Below are 19,871 nucleotides of genomic sequence, written 5' to 3'. Positions count from 1 at the left end.
GTATACTTACAGTGGACGTGTCGCTTCCTCTAACCACTTTTTCTCATTCTTTTCCAGGTAAGGAGAAAGAGTCTCATATACACGATGATGATAATTATTCAACCAAGTAAGCTCTTCAGGAGTTAACATATCTTGTATAATAGGAGTTGTATCAATCGGTGCAAGAGTAAGAGTCTCAAACTTAAGGAACTTTCCAAAAGGCGTTGTTTCCGAAGGAACTATTAGCAATGTATTCTCGATACGTACTCCAAACTTTCCTTCCAAATAAAGTCCGGGCTCATCTGTAACTGTCATTCCAGCATGAAGAGGTGCAGGTTTCCACTCCATACGTATTTGATGAGGACCTTCATGAACATTCAGATAACTTCCTACTCCATGTCCTGTACCATGCATATAGTTATAACCTTCACGCCACATTGATTCACGAGCTATAGCGTCTATCTGTGACCCACATGCTCCATCAGGAAACCGGCACATGTCAAGTTGTATGTGTCCCTTTAATACCAACGTATAAACCCGACGTTGTTCTTCTGTCAAGCTACCTAAAGCAATGGTTCGTGTTATATCCGTTGTGCCATCTTGATATTGTGCTCCACTATCAATAAGTACCAGTCCATATGGCTTTACAGGTATATCGGTTTCAGGAGTAGCTTCATAATGCACGATTGCACCATGTGCTTCATATCCAACGATAGTATCAAAAGAGATCCCTTTAAAGAGAGGTTGCTCAGCACGCAATGCTGTCAGATGTTCATCAAGTGTTATTTCTGTTTGCCCTCCAGCCTCAACAGCAGGTTTCAGCCATGCCAAAAACTTCACCATGGCAATCCCGTCGCGTAACATTGCTGCACGGAATCCATCTTGTTCGGTCTTATTCTTGACGGCTTTCATCATAGGGATAGGTGAAATACCCAGAATTCTCTTCGTTTTATCTACTGCTGTTACGAGGTTATAATTTACAGAAGTAGGGTCCATCAGTAGCCTCCGCCCTTTATAACCTTTAACCTTATCTAAAACAGCTTCATATGGTTCTACGGAGACTGCCTCCTCTAAGAGATAGTTTCTCACATCATCCGGCAGTTTTTCTTCATTGACAAAGAACATCACACTATCCTGTGAGATGAGCAAATAGGAAACAAAAACCGGATTACAATGCACATCTTTTCCTCGTAGGTTCAATGTCCAAGCTATTTCATCCAGAGCCGTTACCAATAACCCATCAGCATGATGAGCCTGCAGATATTCCCGTATACGATTAATTTTACTAGTTGTTGGCTCACCAGCATACTCCAAAGAATGAAGAACAATTTTATCCTTTGGAATAGAAGGACGATCATTCCATACTGTTGCTAAGGGATCAAGGTTGGTTACAAAAGTTGCTATATTCAACTCATTCATAAGTTCACACAAACTGGCATACGTATTCACAGTACCATCTACTCCGACAACAGGGTTCTCATAGTCTGACAATTCTTGTGCAATCCATTCACTAATCGAGGGCGTATCAGGCAAACGATCTTTCATCAACAGATATTCTGTACCAGCCAACTGCTCAGCTGCCGCAATGAAATACCGTGAGTCAGTCCATAAAGCAGCGTGCTTTAAGGTCACGACAGCTGTTCCTGCAGAACCATTAAAGCCGGATACCCATTCACGACCTTTCCAATGCTCTGCAACATATTCACTATTATGAGGGTCACTACTTGGAAAAATAAACGCATGTATCCCTTGCTCTTTCATTACTTGACGAAGGATAGTCAAGCGCTCTTGTATTGTCTGTTTCATATTTTACAATTATAGGTTCAACAAATCACACTATACAGGAATGCATACCATTCCCGCTGCTAAGATAAGCATTAATTACTAAACATACAAGTAGAGGTAGTTGAGAATTTTCATGAATTGCAAAATCGACTTTACATTGATGTTTCTTTTTATATTAAATAACATATTTATTACTGATTCTTGTTTCCTTATTGTCTTTTTTTCGTAACTTTGCCGTACAGAAGTAGCGGAAAGTTATATTCTTAAAACATATATTTATTATGAATTATTTAACAAACGAGAAACTTGTTATCGTCGGTGCAGGCGGTATGATTGGTTCAAACATGGTTCAGACCGCTCTTACACTCGGTCTTACTCCTAACATCTGTCTATATGATATCTATGAGCCAGGCGTTCATGGTGTATTCGACGAGATGGAGCAGTGTGCTTTCCCAGGTGCTAACCTTTCTTACACTGTTGACCCTGCAGAGGCTTTCACTGGTGCTAAGTACATCATCTCTTCTGGTGGTGCTCCTCGTAAGGAGGGTATGACACGTGAGGACTTGTTGAAGGGTAACTGCAAGATTGCAGCTGACTTCGGTGAGAACATCAAGAAATACTGCCCAGACGTAAAGCACGTTGTTGTTATTTTCAACCCAGCTGACGTTACAGCATTGACAGCTCTTATCCACTCTGGTTTGAAGCCAAACCAGTTGACATCACTCGCTGCTCTCGACTCAACTCGTCTACAGCAGGCTTTGGCTCATGAGTTCGGTGTACAGCAGGATAAGGTTACCGGTGCACACACCTACGGTGGTCACGGTGAGCAGATGGCTGTATTTGCTTCTCAGGTTAAGGTTGATGGCAAGCCATTATCAGAGATGGGTCTCTCAGCTGAGCGTTGGGAAGAGATTAAGCATCATACTGTACAGGGTGGTTCAAATATCATCAAGCTTCGTGGTCGTAGCTCATTCCAGAGCCCAGCTTACAACGCTGTTAAGATGATTGAGGCTGCTATGGGTGGTGAGAAGTTTACATTGCCTGCTGGTTGCTATGTGAACGACGAGAAGCTCGGCTTCAAGAACGTTATGATGGCTATGCCTACAACAATCGACGCTACTGGTGTTCACTACTCTGAGCCAACAGGTACTCCAGAGGAGATGGCTTCTCTCCAGGCTTCTTACGAGCACCTCTGCAAAATGCGTGAGGAAATCATCAGTCTTGACATCGTACCAGCTGTTGCTGATTGGAAGAAAGACAACGCTAATTTGTAATATAGTTGATGAGTTAACGAGTTGATGACTTAACAAGTTAACAGTAACTATTATAATAGTAATGATAAAAGAGGGTGTGTCAAAATAGACACATCCTCTCTTTTTGTTTCTTAAAGCTTATTCTGTCCGCAAAAAGGGACAACCGTTCTTATCAGAACAGTCGAGTATTTTAAAAAAACAGTCGACTGTTTTTTCAAAAAGGGTTGACTGTTTCGTAAAAAATGGTCAAGTGTTTCAATAAAAAAGAGGATGTGTCTATTTTGACACATCCCCTTTCTTTTTATCATACCTTTTACTTCTCAAAGCTATGGAAGAAGCAAGGGTTACCTGTTACTTGTATAATTGGACCTGCAACTTCTCTGGTTTCAGGGTTATAAGTATAGAAACCCGTAGCCTTCTTATTAGCACTACCGAAGACAATCAGGTTCTTATGCTTAGCAACAGCAATACCTTGAGGATTAGAAATCTCCATACCATTGATAAGTGTCATCGTCTTTTGTTTCAAATCTATTACCACTGGTACATTTGTCATAGCTACATAAGGATTCGTCATAGCATCTGGTGCAAGAGCATTCGAGCTAATATAAGCATAGAGCAAGCCCTTTCCTGCATAGCACATCGTTGAGATATAATCAGCATGCTTCGTAGATAAGCCAGCAACTTCCGTCTGATTAAGACGAATAAAATAATCTGGATCTATCTCTGTAGAACCATTCTTTATACGAGCAATACCTCCATTCAGCCCTGGAATGAAGCCAAATGAGCCGACACAGTTGAAGTATATATCCTTATTTTCATCCATAAAGATAGATCCAGCATCTATTGGACGTGTAGCAAAACACATATTCAAAGACTGATTAACAATGTGTTTCTCCACTTTATCTGTCTTTACATCAATCATTGCAAACTCAATATTATTACGAGTAGGCATATACTATGCGTTCATCTGGTTCAATCCGACAAAGAGTTTACCATCGCGAATGATCATTGCAGCTGGTGCTACTCTCGTATCCTCCTGCTTCAAATCATTAAGATCGATATCAGTGATCTTCGTCATTGTCACAGGATTGAATGCCATAACCTTACCAATACCCTGCAAACTGACGTAAGCTTTCTCGTTGCTTGCTTCTACAATGTTACAAGCAGATGCTCCTGCAGGAATAGACAAAGCACCTTCCTTCTTCCACGTACCATCTCCCATGATACGATAACGGTTAATCTCAGCTTTCGTATTACCCATATAATCAGGGAAAGTGTAGACATTTCCTGATTCGGTCACAATAGGTGTAGCACCAAAACCACAAGGGATACTGTTTTTATTATCATATTTTCCGGGTAAAAGACTTGGTAATGTTTGCACATACACATTACCGCTACTACCTTCAGGATTGGTAATTCCAGTTGCAAAGACTACACCATGGAATTCTTTTCCTTCTGGTTTAGGATCAGGACCTGGCGTAGGATCATCACCACTGTTACCACATCCAGCAAACAAAGCCGTAAATACTACGGCTGAAAAGATCAGTTTAAACTTTTTCATTGTTTTATTATTTATTGTAGGAATATTATATAGACTATATCAAAAAGCGGCATAATGCAATATGCAAAAGAAGATATAACCTTTCACAGTACATTTTACTATATAGAGCCCATTGTTCTTTCCAACGCTTTATAATACTATTTCAAAAGATATCTAACTTTGAATCCAATATACCGGCCAGGCAACGGACGATTAAATTCAGACACAACACGACGGTTAGTGAGGTTCTTCACCTTGAAAGTCAATGTCCACCGATCATTCCCAAAACTATGTTCCACCGCTGCATCCATCGTCAAAGCAGAAGGAATCTTCTTATCTTGATACCGACTTACTTCAAAATCATAGTAATATGTATGCACGTATGAGGCATCAAAGAGGAAACGTGTGTTCTGTTCCTTTCCTCCAAAGAGGTTTTCTTTATGGAACTCTGCACCAAAGTTTGCTAATAGATAAGGTACGTTTGGGATACGTTTCATATAGGTGGGATTCTCGACAGTAGTTCCTGGTGTCAACTTCCGCACGTCACGAAGGTCTTGATAAGTACCATTCGCATAAAGATAAAGTACTGGACAGACATCTCCCTTAACATCAAGTTCAACACCTCTCGTACGTACACTACCAAAGTTACGATAGCGAGCCATTGTTGGAATCATATCAGGTGTGAACCTTATCATGTCTTTCAACTGATTATAAAAGCCATTCAACTCAATCTCTACCAGTCCACCATGCTTCTTCAAATGTCGATAAAGCATACCGATATTTACTCCAGTTGTACGTTCTGGCTTCAGAGCTGGTGATGCAAGAATAGAATATCCATTACCAATCAGCTCCTCACTTGTAGGAATTCGCACCTCAGAATTGAATGAAGCCTTCAGCATTAAGTCCTCAGTAAACTTATAACGCATAGCATCACTGAAGCCAACATAAGACTTCGAAATCTTTACAGGCTCTGGTTCACGCACAGAATAGACATCTATGCTACGAGAATGTGATGAGAAAATAAAGTTCTTAAACGTGAATGCATTCTGGAAACGACCATCAAAGAGGGTCAGATCATATGACCATCCTAACGTAAGCGTGTTCATCTTACTTGGGAAATTAGACTTAAATCCTAAAGCTTTATCCATCAAAGGATCATTCGGGTGAAGTGAATTCCTATCAAAATAAGCATTAAAGTTAACACTATGGTGCATATCTATGGTATACCCCATATTGAGTTTCGAAGTCAACTCGTTCGAACGACTATGCCCATCAGATGGAAAATTATTCTGTTCTCCACCAAACGGAGAGACTGGAGGCAGTGCATTACCATCCCAATCATAACGATTCATGGCTGTATCATGCAGTCCATACTTCCCAACAACGTACCCAATATCGAAATCTAAGTCGAGTCCATCCAAGAAAAAGTCCTTACGTTTCAGCGTCAGAGCCGTTACTCCACTAATAGAATGGTTATAAGCTTCACGCACATCAAGGTCAATTCCTTGTATCTCCTGCCTCGTTTTCAGGAAAATCAGTTCGAACTTCATCTCATCAAACCACCATTTAGTAGCCTTAACTGACATTCCAGCCATGACTTTATTGAACTTGTCATGGTCTCTTTCCACAATTCTATTGTCCAAATTTGCCAAGGTCATCTTGTAATTGTTCTTTGAAAACGAGAAGGCACCACCTATACCAAACTGTAAACCACTCTTCTTGTCGGTCCGCTTAAACACTGTTGACACCTGATGAGTATTGAAAGAGCCAAGCTCATAAGAGAAATCTAAATAGACAGGAGGGTACTCTTTCGTCACAACATTAACTGCTCCACCTAATGCCGAACCACCAAACTTATAAGGAACGATACCCTTATAAACTTCAATACGCTCTATCATATTCGTTGGAATATCATTCAGTGCAACAAAATTGCTCAACTGTGACATAGGAGTTTCATCTACATACATTCCCATGCGTTTACCTTCTAAGCCACGAAGAGATATGCGAGAGGCACTACCTAACCCACCAGTATTGCGCACAGTGACACCAACTGTACGGGCAAGGACATCATTAATATTAGATGCAGTACCTTGTAATTGTCGTTGCCCGATAACCGATATCGGCATTGCAGACTCTCTTAACTTCCTGATTTCACTCCGTGCTGTCACCGTAACTTCCTTCATAGCAACGGTCGTATCACGCTTTACATCCTCCTGTGCATAACCTGTAAAGGGGAAAAAGGCAGATAAAAAGAACAGAGTTATTACTATCTTATACGAAAGAAAACAATAATGAATTCTCCCAACTATAAGAACTCTTAATTTATTCTTCATGTAAATTGTTGATTAAGGACTCTCTGTCAATTTCAATAAAGCCCTCGGTATTAAACAAGTTTATTCTAAATATTGGTTACAAAATTAAAGATTTACGAAATAATGGACAATACCTAAAACTAAGTAAATAGGCAAACATGTGGACGAGTTGCCAAGTTTACAAGTTACTTAATATACAATTAAGGACTTAACAAATTGTTTTACAAAATAATCTTCATGACTTATTGATTTCAGAAAGGAAACAGAGAAAAACAGAATTTATAACCAACAGATTATCAAACGGTTATGAAAGGCAAAGTAAAAGACGCCCTTTTGTACTTCAAAAGACGCCCTTTTGCAATGTAAAACATGCCCTTTTGAGATGCAAAAGGGCATGTTTTAAGATGCAAAAGAGCACCTATTGATTTGTAGGGTATCATTTATCATTACAAAACATGCACACTATCATTCTGTTCACACTGCAAGATGACACCCCCAAAGGCTGAGTCATAGACATAAAAAAAGAACGTATCAAAAGATTCTTGGTCCTTTAATACGTTCCAGTCTTTACTATTATTATCTTCAAAAGAGCTGTCCTGCTCCTTTGTTCTTACTTCTGTTTGAATCGCTCTGCCTGACTTTGAATCAATGCTTCATCCTCAAAGTAATTGATTTGCATGGCAGCACGCACCTCATCCATAGTCTTTGCTGCTACTTCACGGGCGTCAAGTGAACCTTTCTTGAGAATGTTATAGATCTCAGGAATATCCTGTTCATACTCATGACGACGTGCACGTATAGGCTCAAGCATCTTATTAAGAACGCTGTTGAGTAGTTTCTTACACTTCATATCACCGATACCACCGGCTGTATAGGCAGCTTTCAGCTCATCAAGACTCTTAAATTCCGGCCAGAATTCCGCAAAATCCTCATCTGTAGAGAAGGCATCAAGATAAGTAAAGACGGCGTTTCCCTCTACATGGCCAGGATCAGAGATATTCAAATGAGTAGGATCGGTGTACATAGTCTTCACCTTCTTCCATACAGTATCAGCATCATCAGACAGGTAGATACAGTTTCCAAGACTCTTACTCATCTTCTCTTTTCCGTCAGTACCAGGTAGACGACGTGCTGTTGCATTCTCTGGAAGCATGATATTCGGCTCAACGAGCACAGGAGCATATACCTGATTAAAACGGCGAACAAGCTCACGTGTCAACTCAAGCATTGGTTCCTGATCCTCACCTGCTGGTACTGTAGTAGCCTTAAAGGCAGCAATGTCAGCAGCCTGAGACACTGGATAAGCAAAGAAACCCATTGGGATATTAGCTTCAAAGTTGCGCATCTTAATCTCTGTTTTCACCGTTGGGTTGCGCTGAACACGACTAACACTGACAAGATTCATCAGGAAGGTGGTCAATTCTGCCAACTCTGGAATCTGACTTTGTATATACAACGTACACTTCTGTGGGTCAAGTCCAGCTGAAAGATAGTCTAATGCCACCTCTATGATATTCTGTCGAATCTTCTCTGGGTTATCTGCGTTATCTGTCAGGGCCTGAACATCAGCCATGAAGACAAACATTCTATCATAGTCACCTTGGTTCTGGAGCTCCACCCGACGGCGAAGTGAACCAACATAGTGACCAAGATGCAACTTACCAGTTGGTCGGTCACCTGTCAAAATAATCTTTCCCATGTATCTTTACTTTACTTTTTTATTCACGATTGGATGTCCCGTTCTGATGCTTTTCCTCATGTGGGGCAACATCTATAGTATCTGTTGGCTCTGAAGAACGCTTCTCTTCAACCTCGCTTTCGTCTACAGGAGCATCCTCTTCAGGGTCTGTTGCTACAGTATCAACTACTGGTGGAGGAGTATCTTCTACTGGGGCAGTGTAAGGAATAGAATCCATCAGAGTGGTATCAGCCGTTGATGCCGCTGGTGGTGTTGGTCTGAAAGCAACGTATGCACCTATTCCTATTGCCAACAAGAGCAGTCCTATGACTATTCCCCACAAGATAGTATTATGGTCTCCATCCTTCTTTTGTGGAGGATCGGATATCCCTTCCGCCTGTGGAGTATACTGTTGACCTTCACTTACCAATGGTAATGTGACCTCCATGGTACTATGACAGTGAGGACATTCGCACTCAATCGTTGATCCTTCACCTGCCTCAACGACGAATTGAGTACCACAGTTATCGCATGTTATCTGATATTTCATAACTTTACACTACTTAATACTTTCTTTGTTGCACCTGCCAGACTCTGTACGAACGCTCCTGCTTCTTGTCCACATGTGTCATAATAAGCAGAATCATCGCTCAACTGAGACATTATCAAGCTGAATGTCTCATAATCTTCAATCTCAATTCCTCCGCCACTCTGCAGCAATCCTTGTGCTTCAGCAAAGTGTTTGTTGTTCGGACCAAACAAAACTGGCATTCCCCAGACGGCTGCTTCAAGTACATTATGTATACCAACACCAAATCCACCACCCACATATGCTACGTCACCATAGTGATAAACGGATGACAACAAGCCGAAACAATCGATAATAAGTACGTCAGCATCAGCCACATTGTCTTCTGTTGCCTGCGTATAACGCACTACTTTCTTGTCCTTTATGAGTGAAAATATGAACTTAAGATGGTCCTCTCCTATGACATGTGGCGCCACAATGAGTTTCCAATCACGATGATTATTAAAATATTTCAAGAAGATTTCTTCATCAGGCTGCCATGATGAGCCTGCAACAAAGACCTTTTTGGGGTCTTCAGGAGTTCCTTTAACGAATCGTTCAACTATCGGCAACTGCTTACTTGCCTCTTTAATCTGCAATACACGGTCGAAACGAGTGTCGCCAACAACCATCGTATCATGTATTCCTATTGATTCCAAAAGCTTCCTACTCTCCTCATTCTGAACAAAAAAACGAGTAAAACACTTCAAGACTCGCCCATATCCACGTCCATACCACTTAAAGAATACCTGGTCAGGACGGAAGATACTCGACACACTATATGCTGGTATGCCACGGTATTGGAGGATATGAAGGTAATTATACCAGAACTCGTACTTAATAAAGAAAGCCATAACAGGGCGCACTGTACGAAGGAATTGACGTGCATTACCAACCGTATCGATTGGCAAATAGGTAATGATATCAGCTCCTTCATAATTCTTTCTCACCTCATAACCTGATGGAGAGAAGAACGTAAGCAGGATCTTATATTGCGGATAAGACTTCTTTATCTGCTCCATCAATGGTCGTCCCTGTTCGAACTCACCCAATGATGCAGCATGAAACCAGATGTAATCAGCATCGGGTTCCACCTTCTTACGTAGTGTTTGTACAGCATCCCGCTCGCCTTGCCACATCTTCCGCAGTTTATCATTGAAGATACTGCCAATGGCAACACCAAGCTGTATGATATACATTATTATATTATACATATCGGCTCAACTGTTTTAGCCCTTTATTTCCTTTACCCTAACACCTCAATAGCTTTATGCATACGTCTCAGAGTCTCCTCTTTTCCAAGGAAAGCAGAGATATCAAACATACCAGGACCTTTCCCAATACCTACCAAAGTGAGGCGGAAAGCATTCATAATGTCGCCCAGTTTGTAGCCTTTATCCTCTACCCACTTCATGACAACGGGCTCTTGACCTTCAACTGAGAAGTCATCAATCCCCTCTAACACGTCAGCCAACTCCGTCATCTGCTGAGCAGAATACTCTTTCCAACGCTTCTTTACCGTCTTCCCATCGTAAGTTGTTGGTGCAATAAAGAAGAAAGAGCAAAGATCCCATAGCTCTTTCACAAAGCTGACACGGTCCTTCATCATATGAACAACCTGCCTTATCTGGTCCATTGTAGCCTCAATACCATTATTAGCAACAATAGGAGCAAAGAGTTGAGCTATCTCTTCATCACTCTTACGCAGGATATATTCGTGGTTAAACCATATCCCTTTCTGATAATCGAACTTGGCTCCACTCTTTGAACACTTAGTAATATCAAAGGCTTTTACCAACTCCTCCAAAGTAAAGAGCTCTTGTTCTGTGCCAGGATTCCATCCTAATAGTGCCAGGAAGTTAACAACAGCTTCAGGGAAATAGCCACTTTCACGATATCCAGAACTTACTTCACCTGTCTTAGGGTCATGCCATTCCATTGGGAACACAGGGAAACCAAGGCGGTCACCATCACGTTTGCTTAACTTTCCTTTGCCTTCTGGCTTTAACAATAAAGGCAAATGTGCAAAACGAGGCATACTATCCTCCCAACCAAATGCCCGATACAACAATACGTGTAACGGTGCACTGGGCAGCCATTCCTCACCACGGATGACGTGAGAGATTTCCATCAAGTGATCATCAACAATGTTTGCGAGGTGATAAGTAGGAAGTTCGTCAGCGCTTTTATAAAGAACCTTATCATCAAGGATATCACTCTTGATACAAACATCCCCACGTATCATGTCATTAACATGGATTTCTTCACCCGGTTCTATCTTGAAACGAACAACATACTGCAGCCCATCTTCTATCAGTTTATCAACCTCTTCCTTTTGCATTGTCAACGAATTACGCATCTGCTGACGTGTATGGGCATCATATTGGAAGTTTTGAATCTCATTACGCTTAGCCTCTAACTCTTCAGGAGTATCAAAGGCAATATAAGCTTTACCTGCCTCTAAAAGCTGATTGACGTACTTCTTATAGATTTCACGGCGCTCACTTTGGCGATAAGGACCATGTTCCCCACCGAAGCTAACCCCTTCATCAAAGGTTATTCCTAACCATTTGAAAGAATCAAGGATATATTCCTCTGCCCCAGGAACGAAACGATTAGAGTCAGTATCCTCTATACGAAAGATAAGTTTACCACCATGCTGACGTGCAAAGAGGTAATTATACAGAGCAGTACGCACACCACCGATATGTAAAGGACCTGTAGGACTTGGTGCAAAACGTACTCTTACATTGCTTTCTGCCATTGTTTTAAAGATTATTTTTGTGCAAAATTAATGCTTTTTTTTGACTATACGCCATATTTTTAGTATTTTCGCAAGCCAAAAGAGGTTTCATGAAACAATTGTAAATATGATAAAATTTAAAAATATAGAGAATCATTATTGGCGTAATATAGCATCAAGATCGGCATTGGTCATTGTTGCCGTGGTGCTGATAGTACTCTTTCTGCCACGTACGGAGGGTAAACTCTTTCATTATGATGAGGGAAAACCATGGATGTATGGGCAACTTATCGCCAAGTTTGACTTCCCTATTTTCAAGACAGAGGAGGCTCTCAAGGCTGAACGTGACTCCATGATGAAGCATTTCCAGCCTTACTTTAATATCAATCCTACTGTTGAACAAAAGAATATTATGCGCTTTAGAGAGGCGTATAAGAATGGTATTCCAGGACTACCAAAGGAATATACAGAGGTAATAGCACACCGTTTACATGATATTTATGAAGCGGGAGTCATTGATCCTCAACAATATTCAACATTAGTAAAGGACAGTGACAATCTCATTCGTGTTGTTACTGGTAAACAAGCTGTGAGTGTTCCCATCAATAAGACATACTCTACGATCGGTGCTTATGAGCATCTTTTTATGGATCCAACCCTTGGTCCTAAGCGTTCCATACTACAACAGTGCAACTTGAACGACTATATTGAGGCGAACTTAGTCTATGATAAGGATCGTAGTGAGACGGAAATGAATGATATGCTCAGTCTTATTCCACAGGCATCGGGTATGGTTATGGAAGGACAACGTATCATTGACCGTGGTGATATCGTTGATGCAAAGACTTATCGTGTACTGAATTCTTTTGAACAAGCCATGGAAAAGCGCAATGCAACCAAGGCTGAAATCACCTCAACACTCATAGGACAGACTATATATGTACTCATCCTGATAGGTTTGTTTACACTTTATTTAGCACTTTTCCGCAAGGATTACTTCGACAAACCACGTTCTATATCTCTCCTTTATGCAATGATTGTCATCTTCCCTATCCTGACATCATTAATGATGGAGCACAATATCCTAAGCGTTTACATACTTCCATTCACCATGGCACCTATCTTCTTCCGTGTGTTCATGGACTCCCGAACGGCTTTTATTGGCCATGCTACAATGGTACTCATCAGTGCCGTAGCCGTGAAATACCAATATGAATTTATCATCGTACAGCTTGTTGCAGGACTTGTTGCCATCTATTCGCTTCGGGAATTATCCAAAAGAAGTCAGATTTTCCTAACGGCGTTACTCGTAACCATCGGCTCTGCAGCTGTATACTTTGCTCTTCAGCTCATTCAAGCAGACGATTTGTCAAAGCTTGACCAAACGATGTATTACCATTTTGCAGTCAATGGGTTCTTCCTTCTCTTTACTTATCCGCTGATGTTGGTCATAGAGAAGACCTTTGGATTTGTATCTACTGTTACTATGTTTGAGCTTTCAAACACCAATAGTGAGCTCTTGCGCCGACTGAGTGAGGTGGCACCAGGTACCTTCCAACACTCTATCACCGTAGGAAACCTCGCAACAGAGATTGCAAACAGGATTGGAGCGAAAAGCCAACTGGTACGTACGGGAGCACTCTATCATGACATTGGAAAGATGCTTAACCCTGTTTTCTTCACAGAAAACCAAGCTGGAGTGAATCCTCATGATAAGTTGAACGACCTGGAGAGCGCCCGTATCATCATCAGTCACGTCACTGAAGGACTCAAACTGGCTGAAAAATACAATCTACCACGAGAGATTAAAGAGTTCATTACGACACATCATGGTACAGGACTGACTAAATACTTCTATATACATTATAAGAATGAACATCCTGACGAGGAGGTTAACGAGGAGCAGTTCCGCTATCCAGGTCCTAATCCATTCACACGTGAGCAGGCTATCCTCATGATGAGTGATACCGTTGAGGCTGCTTCACGCTCTCTGAAGGAATATACTGAAGAGAGTATCAGTACTTTGGTCAACCGACTTATTGATGACCAGGTTGCCCAAGGATTCTTTACTGACTGCCCAATCACCTTCCGTGACATCACTGCAGCCAAGAATGTTCTTATAGAACGACTGAAATCAATGTATCACACACGTATTCAATACCCTGAATTAAAGGTATAATACGGATCCTATAAACAATAAAAGAGAGCGTTATTACCACATGGTAGTACGCTCTTTTTTCGTTATACAGACACCAGAAGTATATCACTTAATGTCAAGATAAATCACAACACGAAAACAATACATGCTCTTTTGCATTGTAAAAGGTGCCCTTTTGCATGATAAAAGATGCCCTTTTGCATGGTAAAAGACGCCCTTTTGAAGTGCAAAAGATGCCCTTTTACAACGTGATTTGTAACCTACTGATAATCTTTACGTTACAAACAGCAAACAGCACAGATTTCTTGTGTTCAACTAAAAATACCCATCTTAAAGTTGTAAGACTTTTTCAAACCACCCATTCACGGCTCTTAGATATCCCGCACACCCCACAACTCCTATTAACAAAACGAAGCATTAAGGAGAAAAACAAGATAAATATTTGGAAGTTTAGGACAATATATTTAACTTTGCAGCCAATTATTATACGATTTAAACATATTTTCAAACTAATAATGAAACATCAGAAAATCGTTATTGCAGCAGCTTTGCTGGCAATGGCAACTACTTCACAAGCCGGAGGACTGCTTACAAATACCAACCAAAGTGTTGCTTTCAACCGTAGTTTTGCACGTGAAGGTGCTATCAGCATTGATGGTGTGTATTTCAACCCAGCAGGTGTTGTCTTTTTAGGTGATGGTGTTCACATCTCTTTAAGCATCCAGAATGTTTATCAGACACGTGAGATTACCTCTTCATTCAGTGTACCAGCATTTGCTAATACGCCTTATGAATACCCATTCAAGCTCAATGGTGGTGCAGAAGATGGTAGTAAGTTCTATAAAGGTAAGGCTTCTGCGCCTATCCTTCCCTCATTTCAGGTAGCCTATAACAAAGGTAACTGGAGTCTTCAGGCTGGTTTTGGATTAACAGGAGGTGGTGGAAAGGCTACGTTCAACAGTGGTTTGCCAAGCTTCGAACGTCAGGTTTCATTGCTTCCTGCCCTTATCAACCAGCAGCTTCCAACCTTTGCACAGCTTTTAGGACAGCAAGAAACACCAGCAACCTCATATAGTTTGCAAAGTTATATGAGTGGTCAGCAATACGATTTCGGCTTCCAAATTGGTGCAGCATATAAGATTAACGAGCATTTATCAGTATTTGGTGGTGCACGTTTCAACTACATCTACAACAAATATCAAGGCAACATCACAAACATATCTGCCAATGTTGGAGGCAACAACCAGAACCTTTACAACTATTTTGATGACAAGGTAAAGGCTCTAACAGAGAAGGCTACCGCCTATCAAACCAAAGCGGCAGAGTATCAAGCACAGGCTGCAGCTGCTACAGACCCAACCACTAAGGCTCAACTCCTTGGTGCTGCACAGCAGTTTGCAGCCGGTGCACAGAAGATTGCAGCTAGTGCTGACAAGTTAAGTAGCAGTAAAGAACTGGTAAAAGACCGTTATCTCGACTGCACACAACGTGGATGGGGTATCACGCCTATCATCGGTATAGACTATCGTACAGGCAAATGGAACTTCGGTGCACGCTATGAGTTCACAACAAAGTTCAACATTGAGAACGATACAAAGCGTGATGACACTGGTCAGTTCCAAGATGGTGTGAACACACCCAACGACCTTCCAGGTATATTAGCACTGGGTGCACAATATGAAGTCAAGAAGAATCTGCGTGTTATGGCAAGTTATCACTATTACTTTGATAAGGATGCACGTATGGATAAGAACAAACAACGCGACTTGGCACACAACACTCAGGAGTTCCTTGCTGGTGTTGAGTGGGACGTAACACCAACAGTTACTGTCAGTGCAGGCGGACAACGCACTCTCTATGGACTTGGAGACGGTAAATATCTCTCTGATCTCAGCTTCGTAACCAGCAGTTATAGCTTCGGATTCGGTGCTAAGATAAAGGTTGCTAAGAATGCACACCTGAACGTAGCATACTTCTTCACTGACTATTCTAAGTTCAATAAGCAGTATGATGGTGAGATAAAGGTAGGCACACAGAGCATAGCTACTAAGAATACTGATATCTTCACACGTACAAATAAAGTATTAAGTGCTGGTATAGACATCGACTTGTAAGCAATCAAAGACTATAGACATTATAAAAGGCGGAAGACAACAGGATGTGTCCTGATTGTCTTCCGCCTTCAGTTATACTATATAATAAGGTGTAAGGAGCTTAAATCTTACAACGGATCCACGTCATAATAAACCTGCAGAGCACCATAACGTTTATCTTTCATCATGGCATCGAGCACTCCACGAAGATACTGACGGACACGTGGAAGGTCTATCCCATTCTCTAATTTCAGTACTACCTTGCGAATACTCAACGTCTTCACACGTGCTACAGCAGGCTTATCAGGACCGAGAACACGTGTCCCAAACACCTCCCGAAGTCTGCTTCCAAGTTCCAAACCAGCTGAATTAACGATATTCTCATCCCTGTGTTTCAAGTAGACATACACCAGATGATAGAAAGGAGGATAATGGAAATCATGCCGTTCTTCCAAGAGATTGGTATAGAAACCACGATAATCATTTCTCACTACTTGCTGTATAACGGGCAATTCGGGACTCTTTGTCTGCAGAATCACAAGCCCTTGTCTCCCCTTTCTGCCAGCTCTTCCACTCACTTGGCTCATCATCATAAAGGCTTGTTCATAAGCACGGAAGTCGGGATAGTTCAACATTGAGTCAGCATTTAATATCCCCACAACAGACACTTTATCGAAGTCAAGTCCCTTGGAGATCATCTGTGTCCCTATCAAGAGATTACTCTTACCCGTAGAGAAATCATATATCAGACGCTCATAAGCATTCTTTGTGCGGGTAGTATCAAGGTCCATACGAGCAATTCGCGCCTCAGGAAGGATATTACGAATCTCGTCTTCAATCTTTTCTGTACCATATCCACGACCTCGGATGTCCTTGCTTTCGCAACAAGGGCACTCCTCTGGCACCCGCATGGTATATCCGCAATAGTGGCAGGTGAGAACATTGAGGTTCTTATGGAAGGTCAACGACACATCACAGTCAGGACATTTCGGTACCCATCCACACTGTCTGCACTCTACCATGGGCGCGAACCCACGCCTGTTTTGGAACAATATGGCTTGCTCACCTCGCTTTAAAGCTTCACGAACAGCTGACAACAGACGTGGAGAGAACGGACCTGTCATCATCTTCCTGCGGTAGAGGTCTTTCACATCAACCACTTCTATGGCAGGCAGATGGATATCTTTATAACGCCGAGTCAGCTCAACAAGACCATACTTGCCCTGTTGTGCATTATAATAGGTCTCCATTGAAGGGGTGGCTGTACCCAAAAGGGTCTTTGCACCGGCATACATCTGTGCCAGAACAATAGCTGCAGAACGGGCATGATAACGTGGAGCTGGGTCTTGTTGCTTGAAACTTTGCTCGTGTTCTTCATCGATAATGACAAGTCCAAGGCGCTGGAAAGGTAAGAATACGGCACTCCGAGCACCGAGTATCACGTCGTATGGCTGGGCTGATAGTTGTTTCTGCCATATCTCAACACGCTCTGCATCGCTGTACTTACTGTGATAAATACCCAACCGATTACCAAATACGGCTTTCAAACGTTCTGTTATCTGTACGGTAAGGGCTATTTCCGGTAAGAGATACAACACCTGCTTGTGCTCGTCAATGGCTTTTTGAATGAGATGGATATATATTTCTGTCTTCCCTGATGACGTTACTCCATGCAGAAGTGTCACGGGATGGCCCATCATTTGAATAAGAATCTGATTATATGCTTCGGTCTGTGCCTCATTCAAAGGCTTGATATGCTCTGGATGAGGGAGTACGTTATCATTCAAACGCCCTACTTCCTTCTCATACGTAACAAGGAGTTTCCTGTCTGTCAATGCTCGAATAACGCCAATCGTGGTATGCGTATCGTTCATAAGCTCCTCCCGTGTGACCTCACGAAGAGGTGTTTCTGTCGTTAGATGCTCCACTCCATCCACTCCTGCGAGCCGAAGATAAGCCATAAGGACTTCCACTTGCTTTGAAGCGCGCTTCATTGCATCAATCATCAACGTGAGACTACGTTCATTGCGGAAGTTATCAGCAAGGCGAACGTATAACTCTGTGCGTGGACGATAGCCGTCCTCTGCCTTCAAACCAGATGGGAGGGCAGCCTTATAGACATCACCGATAGGCGACATATAGTAATCGGAAATCCAACGCCAAAGCCGTAATTGCTGGGGAAGAAGTATGGGAGTAGCATCCAATACCTCGAGAATATCCTTATAAACAATCTTCTTCTCATTGTCCACCACCCCACTACCTGATGCCGGGAGGGCAACGGGATACTCAGCAACAATACCAACATACGTCTTACTTTTACCTAACGGGACCCTGACACGTACCCCCACTTGCACCCGAGATGCCAACGCATCAGGTACGCCATAGGTGAATAAGCCTTCAAGAGGTAAGGGTAATATGATATTTGCGTATGTCATTCGTTTGTCTCCTGTTCAATGTCTGATTAATATTATCCAGCTGAATGTTATCTGGTTTGCATACAAATGTACGAAGAAAAGCAGAGATTACGGTAACTTTAAAGTACAATAATGTAAAAACAACACTGTGATATACAACTCTCTTCTGCCTACCTTAAGTACAGATAAGCCCTTACATACGCCACCATCACCGGTCATCTGAATGATAATCTATCGTCATTCGCATGGTTACTAACCTTGATAATGACTATTGGACACGTCTGTCCAATCTGTTAGACACGTTTGTCCAATTCGTTAGACACGTCTGTCCAATTCTCTGGACACGTCTGTCCAATCCGCTGGACACGTTTGTCCAATTCGTTGGACACGTTTGTCCAATTCGTTAGACACGTTTGTCCAATTCATTAGACACGTTTGTCCAATTCGCTGGACAAGCTTATCCAAGTCGTTGGACACGTTAGAAGAAGGAAGCATATCTTATTGTTTACATATACACAGATAAGAGAAAAAGAAAGTCCCCGTCAGTCTAAGATCTCTTATTAGACTGACGGGGACATTCCCTCTTATGCTCTTAATCACCCTCAACGGGTGTATGTAATGCTCAAATCTATTGGCTCTACCTTAGAAGAAGTAAGCTACACCCAACTGCCAAGAGTTGTTACGGCTGCCTTTCTTCTCTTTCTTCTTAAGTCCAAGTGCATCACCAGCAGCATCTGTTGCTGTCTTCCACGTTACATCAGCAGTCTTACCACAAACCACATTGTAATTTGCAGTCACCTGAAGATGCTTCAAAGCAGTCACACCAAAACCAAGGTTAACACTGAAATCGCTCTTCTTCAGTGCATAACTGCTTCCTTGCGTCCAATGGAAGTCCTTGTCACCAACATTAAATCCAATCTGTGGACCAGCAAAAGCAAAGATACTTGCAGCACTTCCTAACCCTACTGAGTAGCGGACATTAATAGGAATGGCAATCTGCTGCTGCTTCACCGTCTTCTTATCATCATCGTATGTCAACTTTGCCGCACGATAATCATAGAGCAAAGAGACATCCATACCCAAGCCTACAACAGGAAGAGTGAACTTTACCGTTGGACCAATGAACCATCCAGCCTGGTTGGTCTTATCGAATACATCACTATTGAACTTCATATCTGTCACATTCAAACCAGCCTTAACACCAAACTTTAGGGGTTCCTGTGCATTTGCTGGGATAGCAAACAGACTGGTAATAGCTGCTAAAGCGATAAAAAGTACTTTCTTCATAATAAATAATTTTAATGAAAACTACTGCCGAGAACTTAGTTCGTAAGCAATAGGTTATCCT

11 protein-coding genes and 1 pseudogene are annotated in these 19,871 nt (G+C 41.9%); 3 read left to right on the top strand and 9 right to left on the bottom strand.

From position 1 onward, the window contains the following. Positions 1-6 precede the first annotated feature (6 nt). Positions 7-1,785 carry an aminopeptidase P family protein gene (locus tag ACZ48L_RS07680; RefSeq protein ID WP_025791936.1) on the bottom strand — a complete coding sequence of 593 codons (1,779 nt, stop codon included), beginning with the start codon at positions 1,783-1,785 and terminating at the stop codon, positions 7-9. 260 nt (positions 1,786-2,045) lie between these two features. Here ACZ48L_RS07680 and ACZ48L_RS07675 point away from each other — a divergent pair, with 260 nt between their 5' ends. After that, on the top strand, positions 2,046-3,038 hold the full coding sequence (locus ACZ48L_RS07675) for a malate dehydrogenase (protein ID WP_008821957.1): 993 nt from the start codon (positions 2,046-2,048) through the stop codon (positions 3,036-3,038). A gap of 292 nt (positions 3,039-3,330) precedes the next feature. Here the strand turns inward: ACZ48L_RS07675 and ACZ48L_RS07670 are convergent. From ACZ48L_RS07670 to gltX, 6 genes and pseudogenes are all read right to left on the bottom strand, one after another. Then, positions 3,331-4,578: pseudogene (locus ACZ48L_RS07670) on the bottom strand (LptM family lipoprotein). Positions 4,579-4,715: 137 nt separating this feature from the next. Then, complete coding sequence (locus ACZ48L_RS07665) at positions 4,716-6,890, bottom strand: TonB-dependent receptor plug domain-containing protein (protein ID WP_025791935.1); 2,175 nt, start codon at positions 6,888-6,890, stop codon at positions 4,716-4,718. A gap of 589 nt (positions 6,891-7,479) precedes the next feature. Beyond that, entirely contained in the window at positions 7,480-8,568 is a 1,089-nt protein-coding gene (gene trpS / locus ACZ48L_RS07660; protein ID WP_025791934.1) for a tryptophan--tRNA ligase, read from the bottom strand. A 19-nt stretch (positions 8,569-8,587) separates the two neighbouring features. Next, positions 8,588-9,097, bottom strand: a complete 510-nt coding sequence (locus tag ACZ48L_RS07655; protein WP_025791933.1) for a hypothetical protein — start codon at positions 9,095-9,097, stop codon at positions 8,588-8,590. Continuing rightward, on the bottom strand, positions 9,094-10,329 hold the full coding sequence (locus tag ACZ48L_RS07650; protein ID WP_025791932.1) for a 3-deoxy-D-manno-octulosonic acid transferase: 1,236 nt from the start codon (positions 10,327-10,329) through the stop codon (positions 9,094-9,096). The genes ACZ48L_RS07655 and ACZ48L_RS07650 overlap by 4 nt, the downstream gene beginning before the upstream one ends. A 32-nt stretch (positions 10,330-10,361) precedes the next feature. Further along, positions 10,362-11,879, bottom strand: a complete 1,518-nt coding sequence (gene gltX, locus ACZ48L_RS07645; RefSeq protein ID WP_025791931.1) for a glutamate--tRNA ligase — start codon at positions 11,877-11,879, stop codon at positions 10,362-10,364. A gap of 106 nt (positions 11,880-11,985) precedes the next feature. Between gltX and ACZ48L_RS07640 the strand changes: the two genes are divergently transcribed. Both ACZ48L_RS07640 and ACZ48L_RS07635 read left to right on the top strand, forming a co-directional pair. Further along, positions 11,986-14,037 (top strand): HD family phosphohydrolase, encoded by a 2,052-nt coding sequence (locus ACZ48L_RS07640; RefSeq protein WP_008821950.1) that lies wholly within the window; start codon positions 11,986-11,988, stop codon positions 14,035-14,037. 494 nt (positions 14,038-14,531) lie between these two features. Next, complete coding sequence (locus ACZ48L_RS07635) at positions 14,532-16,130, top strand: membrane protein (RefSeq protein ID WP_025791930.1); 1,599 nt, start codon at positions 14,532-14,534, stop codon at positions 16,128-16,130. Positions 16,131-16,237: 107 nt separating this feature from the next. On the opposite strand, the gene priA is transcribed toward ACZ48L_RS07635, so the two are convergent. After that, positions 16,238-18,544 carry a replication restart helicase PriA gene (gene priA, locus ACZ48L_RS07630; RefSeq protein WP_025791928.1) on the bottom strand — a complete coding sequence of 769 codons (2,307 nt, stop codon included), beginning with the start codon at positions 18,542-18,544 and terminating at the stop codon, positions 16,238-16,240. 621 nt (positions 18,545-19,165) lie between these two features. Then, a complete protein-coding gene (locus ACZ48L_RS07625; RefSeq protein WP_025791927.1) occupies positions 19,166-19,810 on the bottom strand; it encodes a porin family protein in 645 nt (214 codons plus the stop codon). Positions 19,811-19,871 lie beyond the last annotated feature (61 nt).

It is taken from the genome of Prevotella histicola, from assembly GCF_055385135.1.
This window is presented reverse-complemented; position numbering and strand designations above follow the sequence as displayed.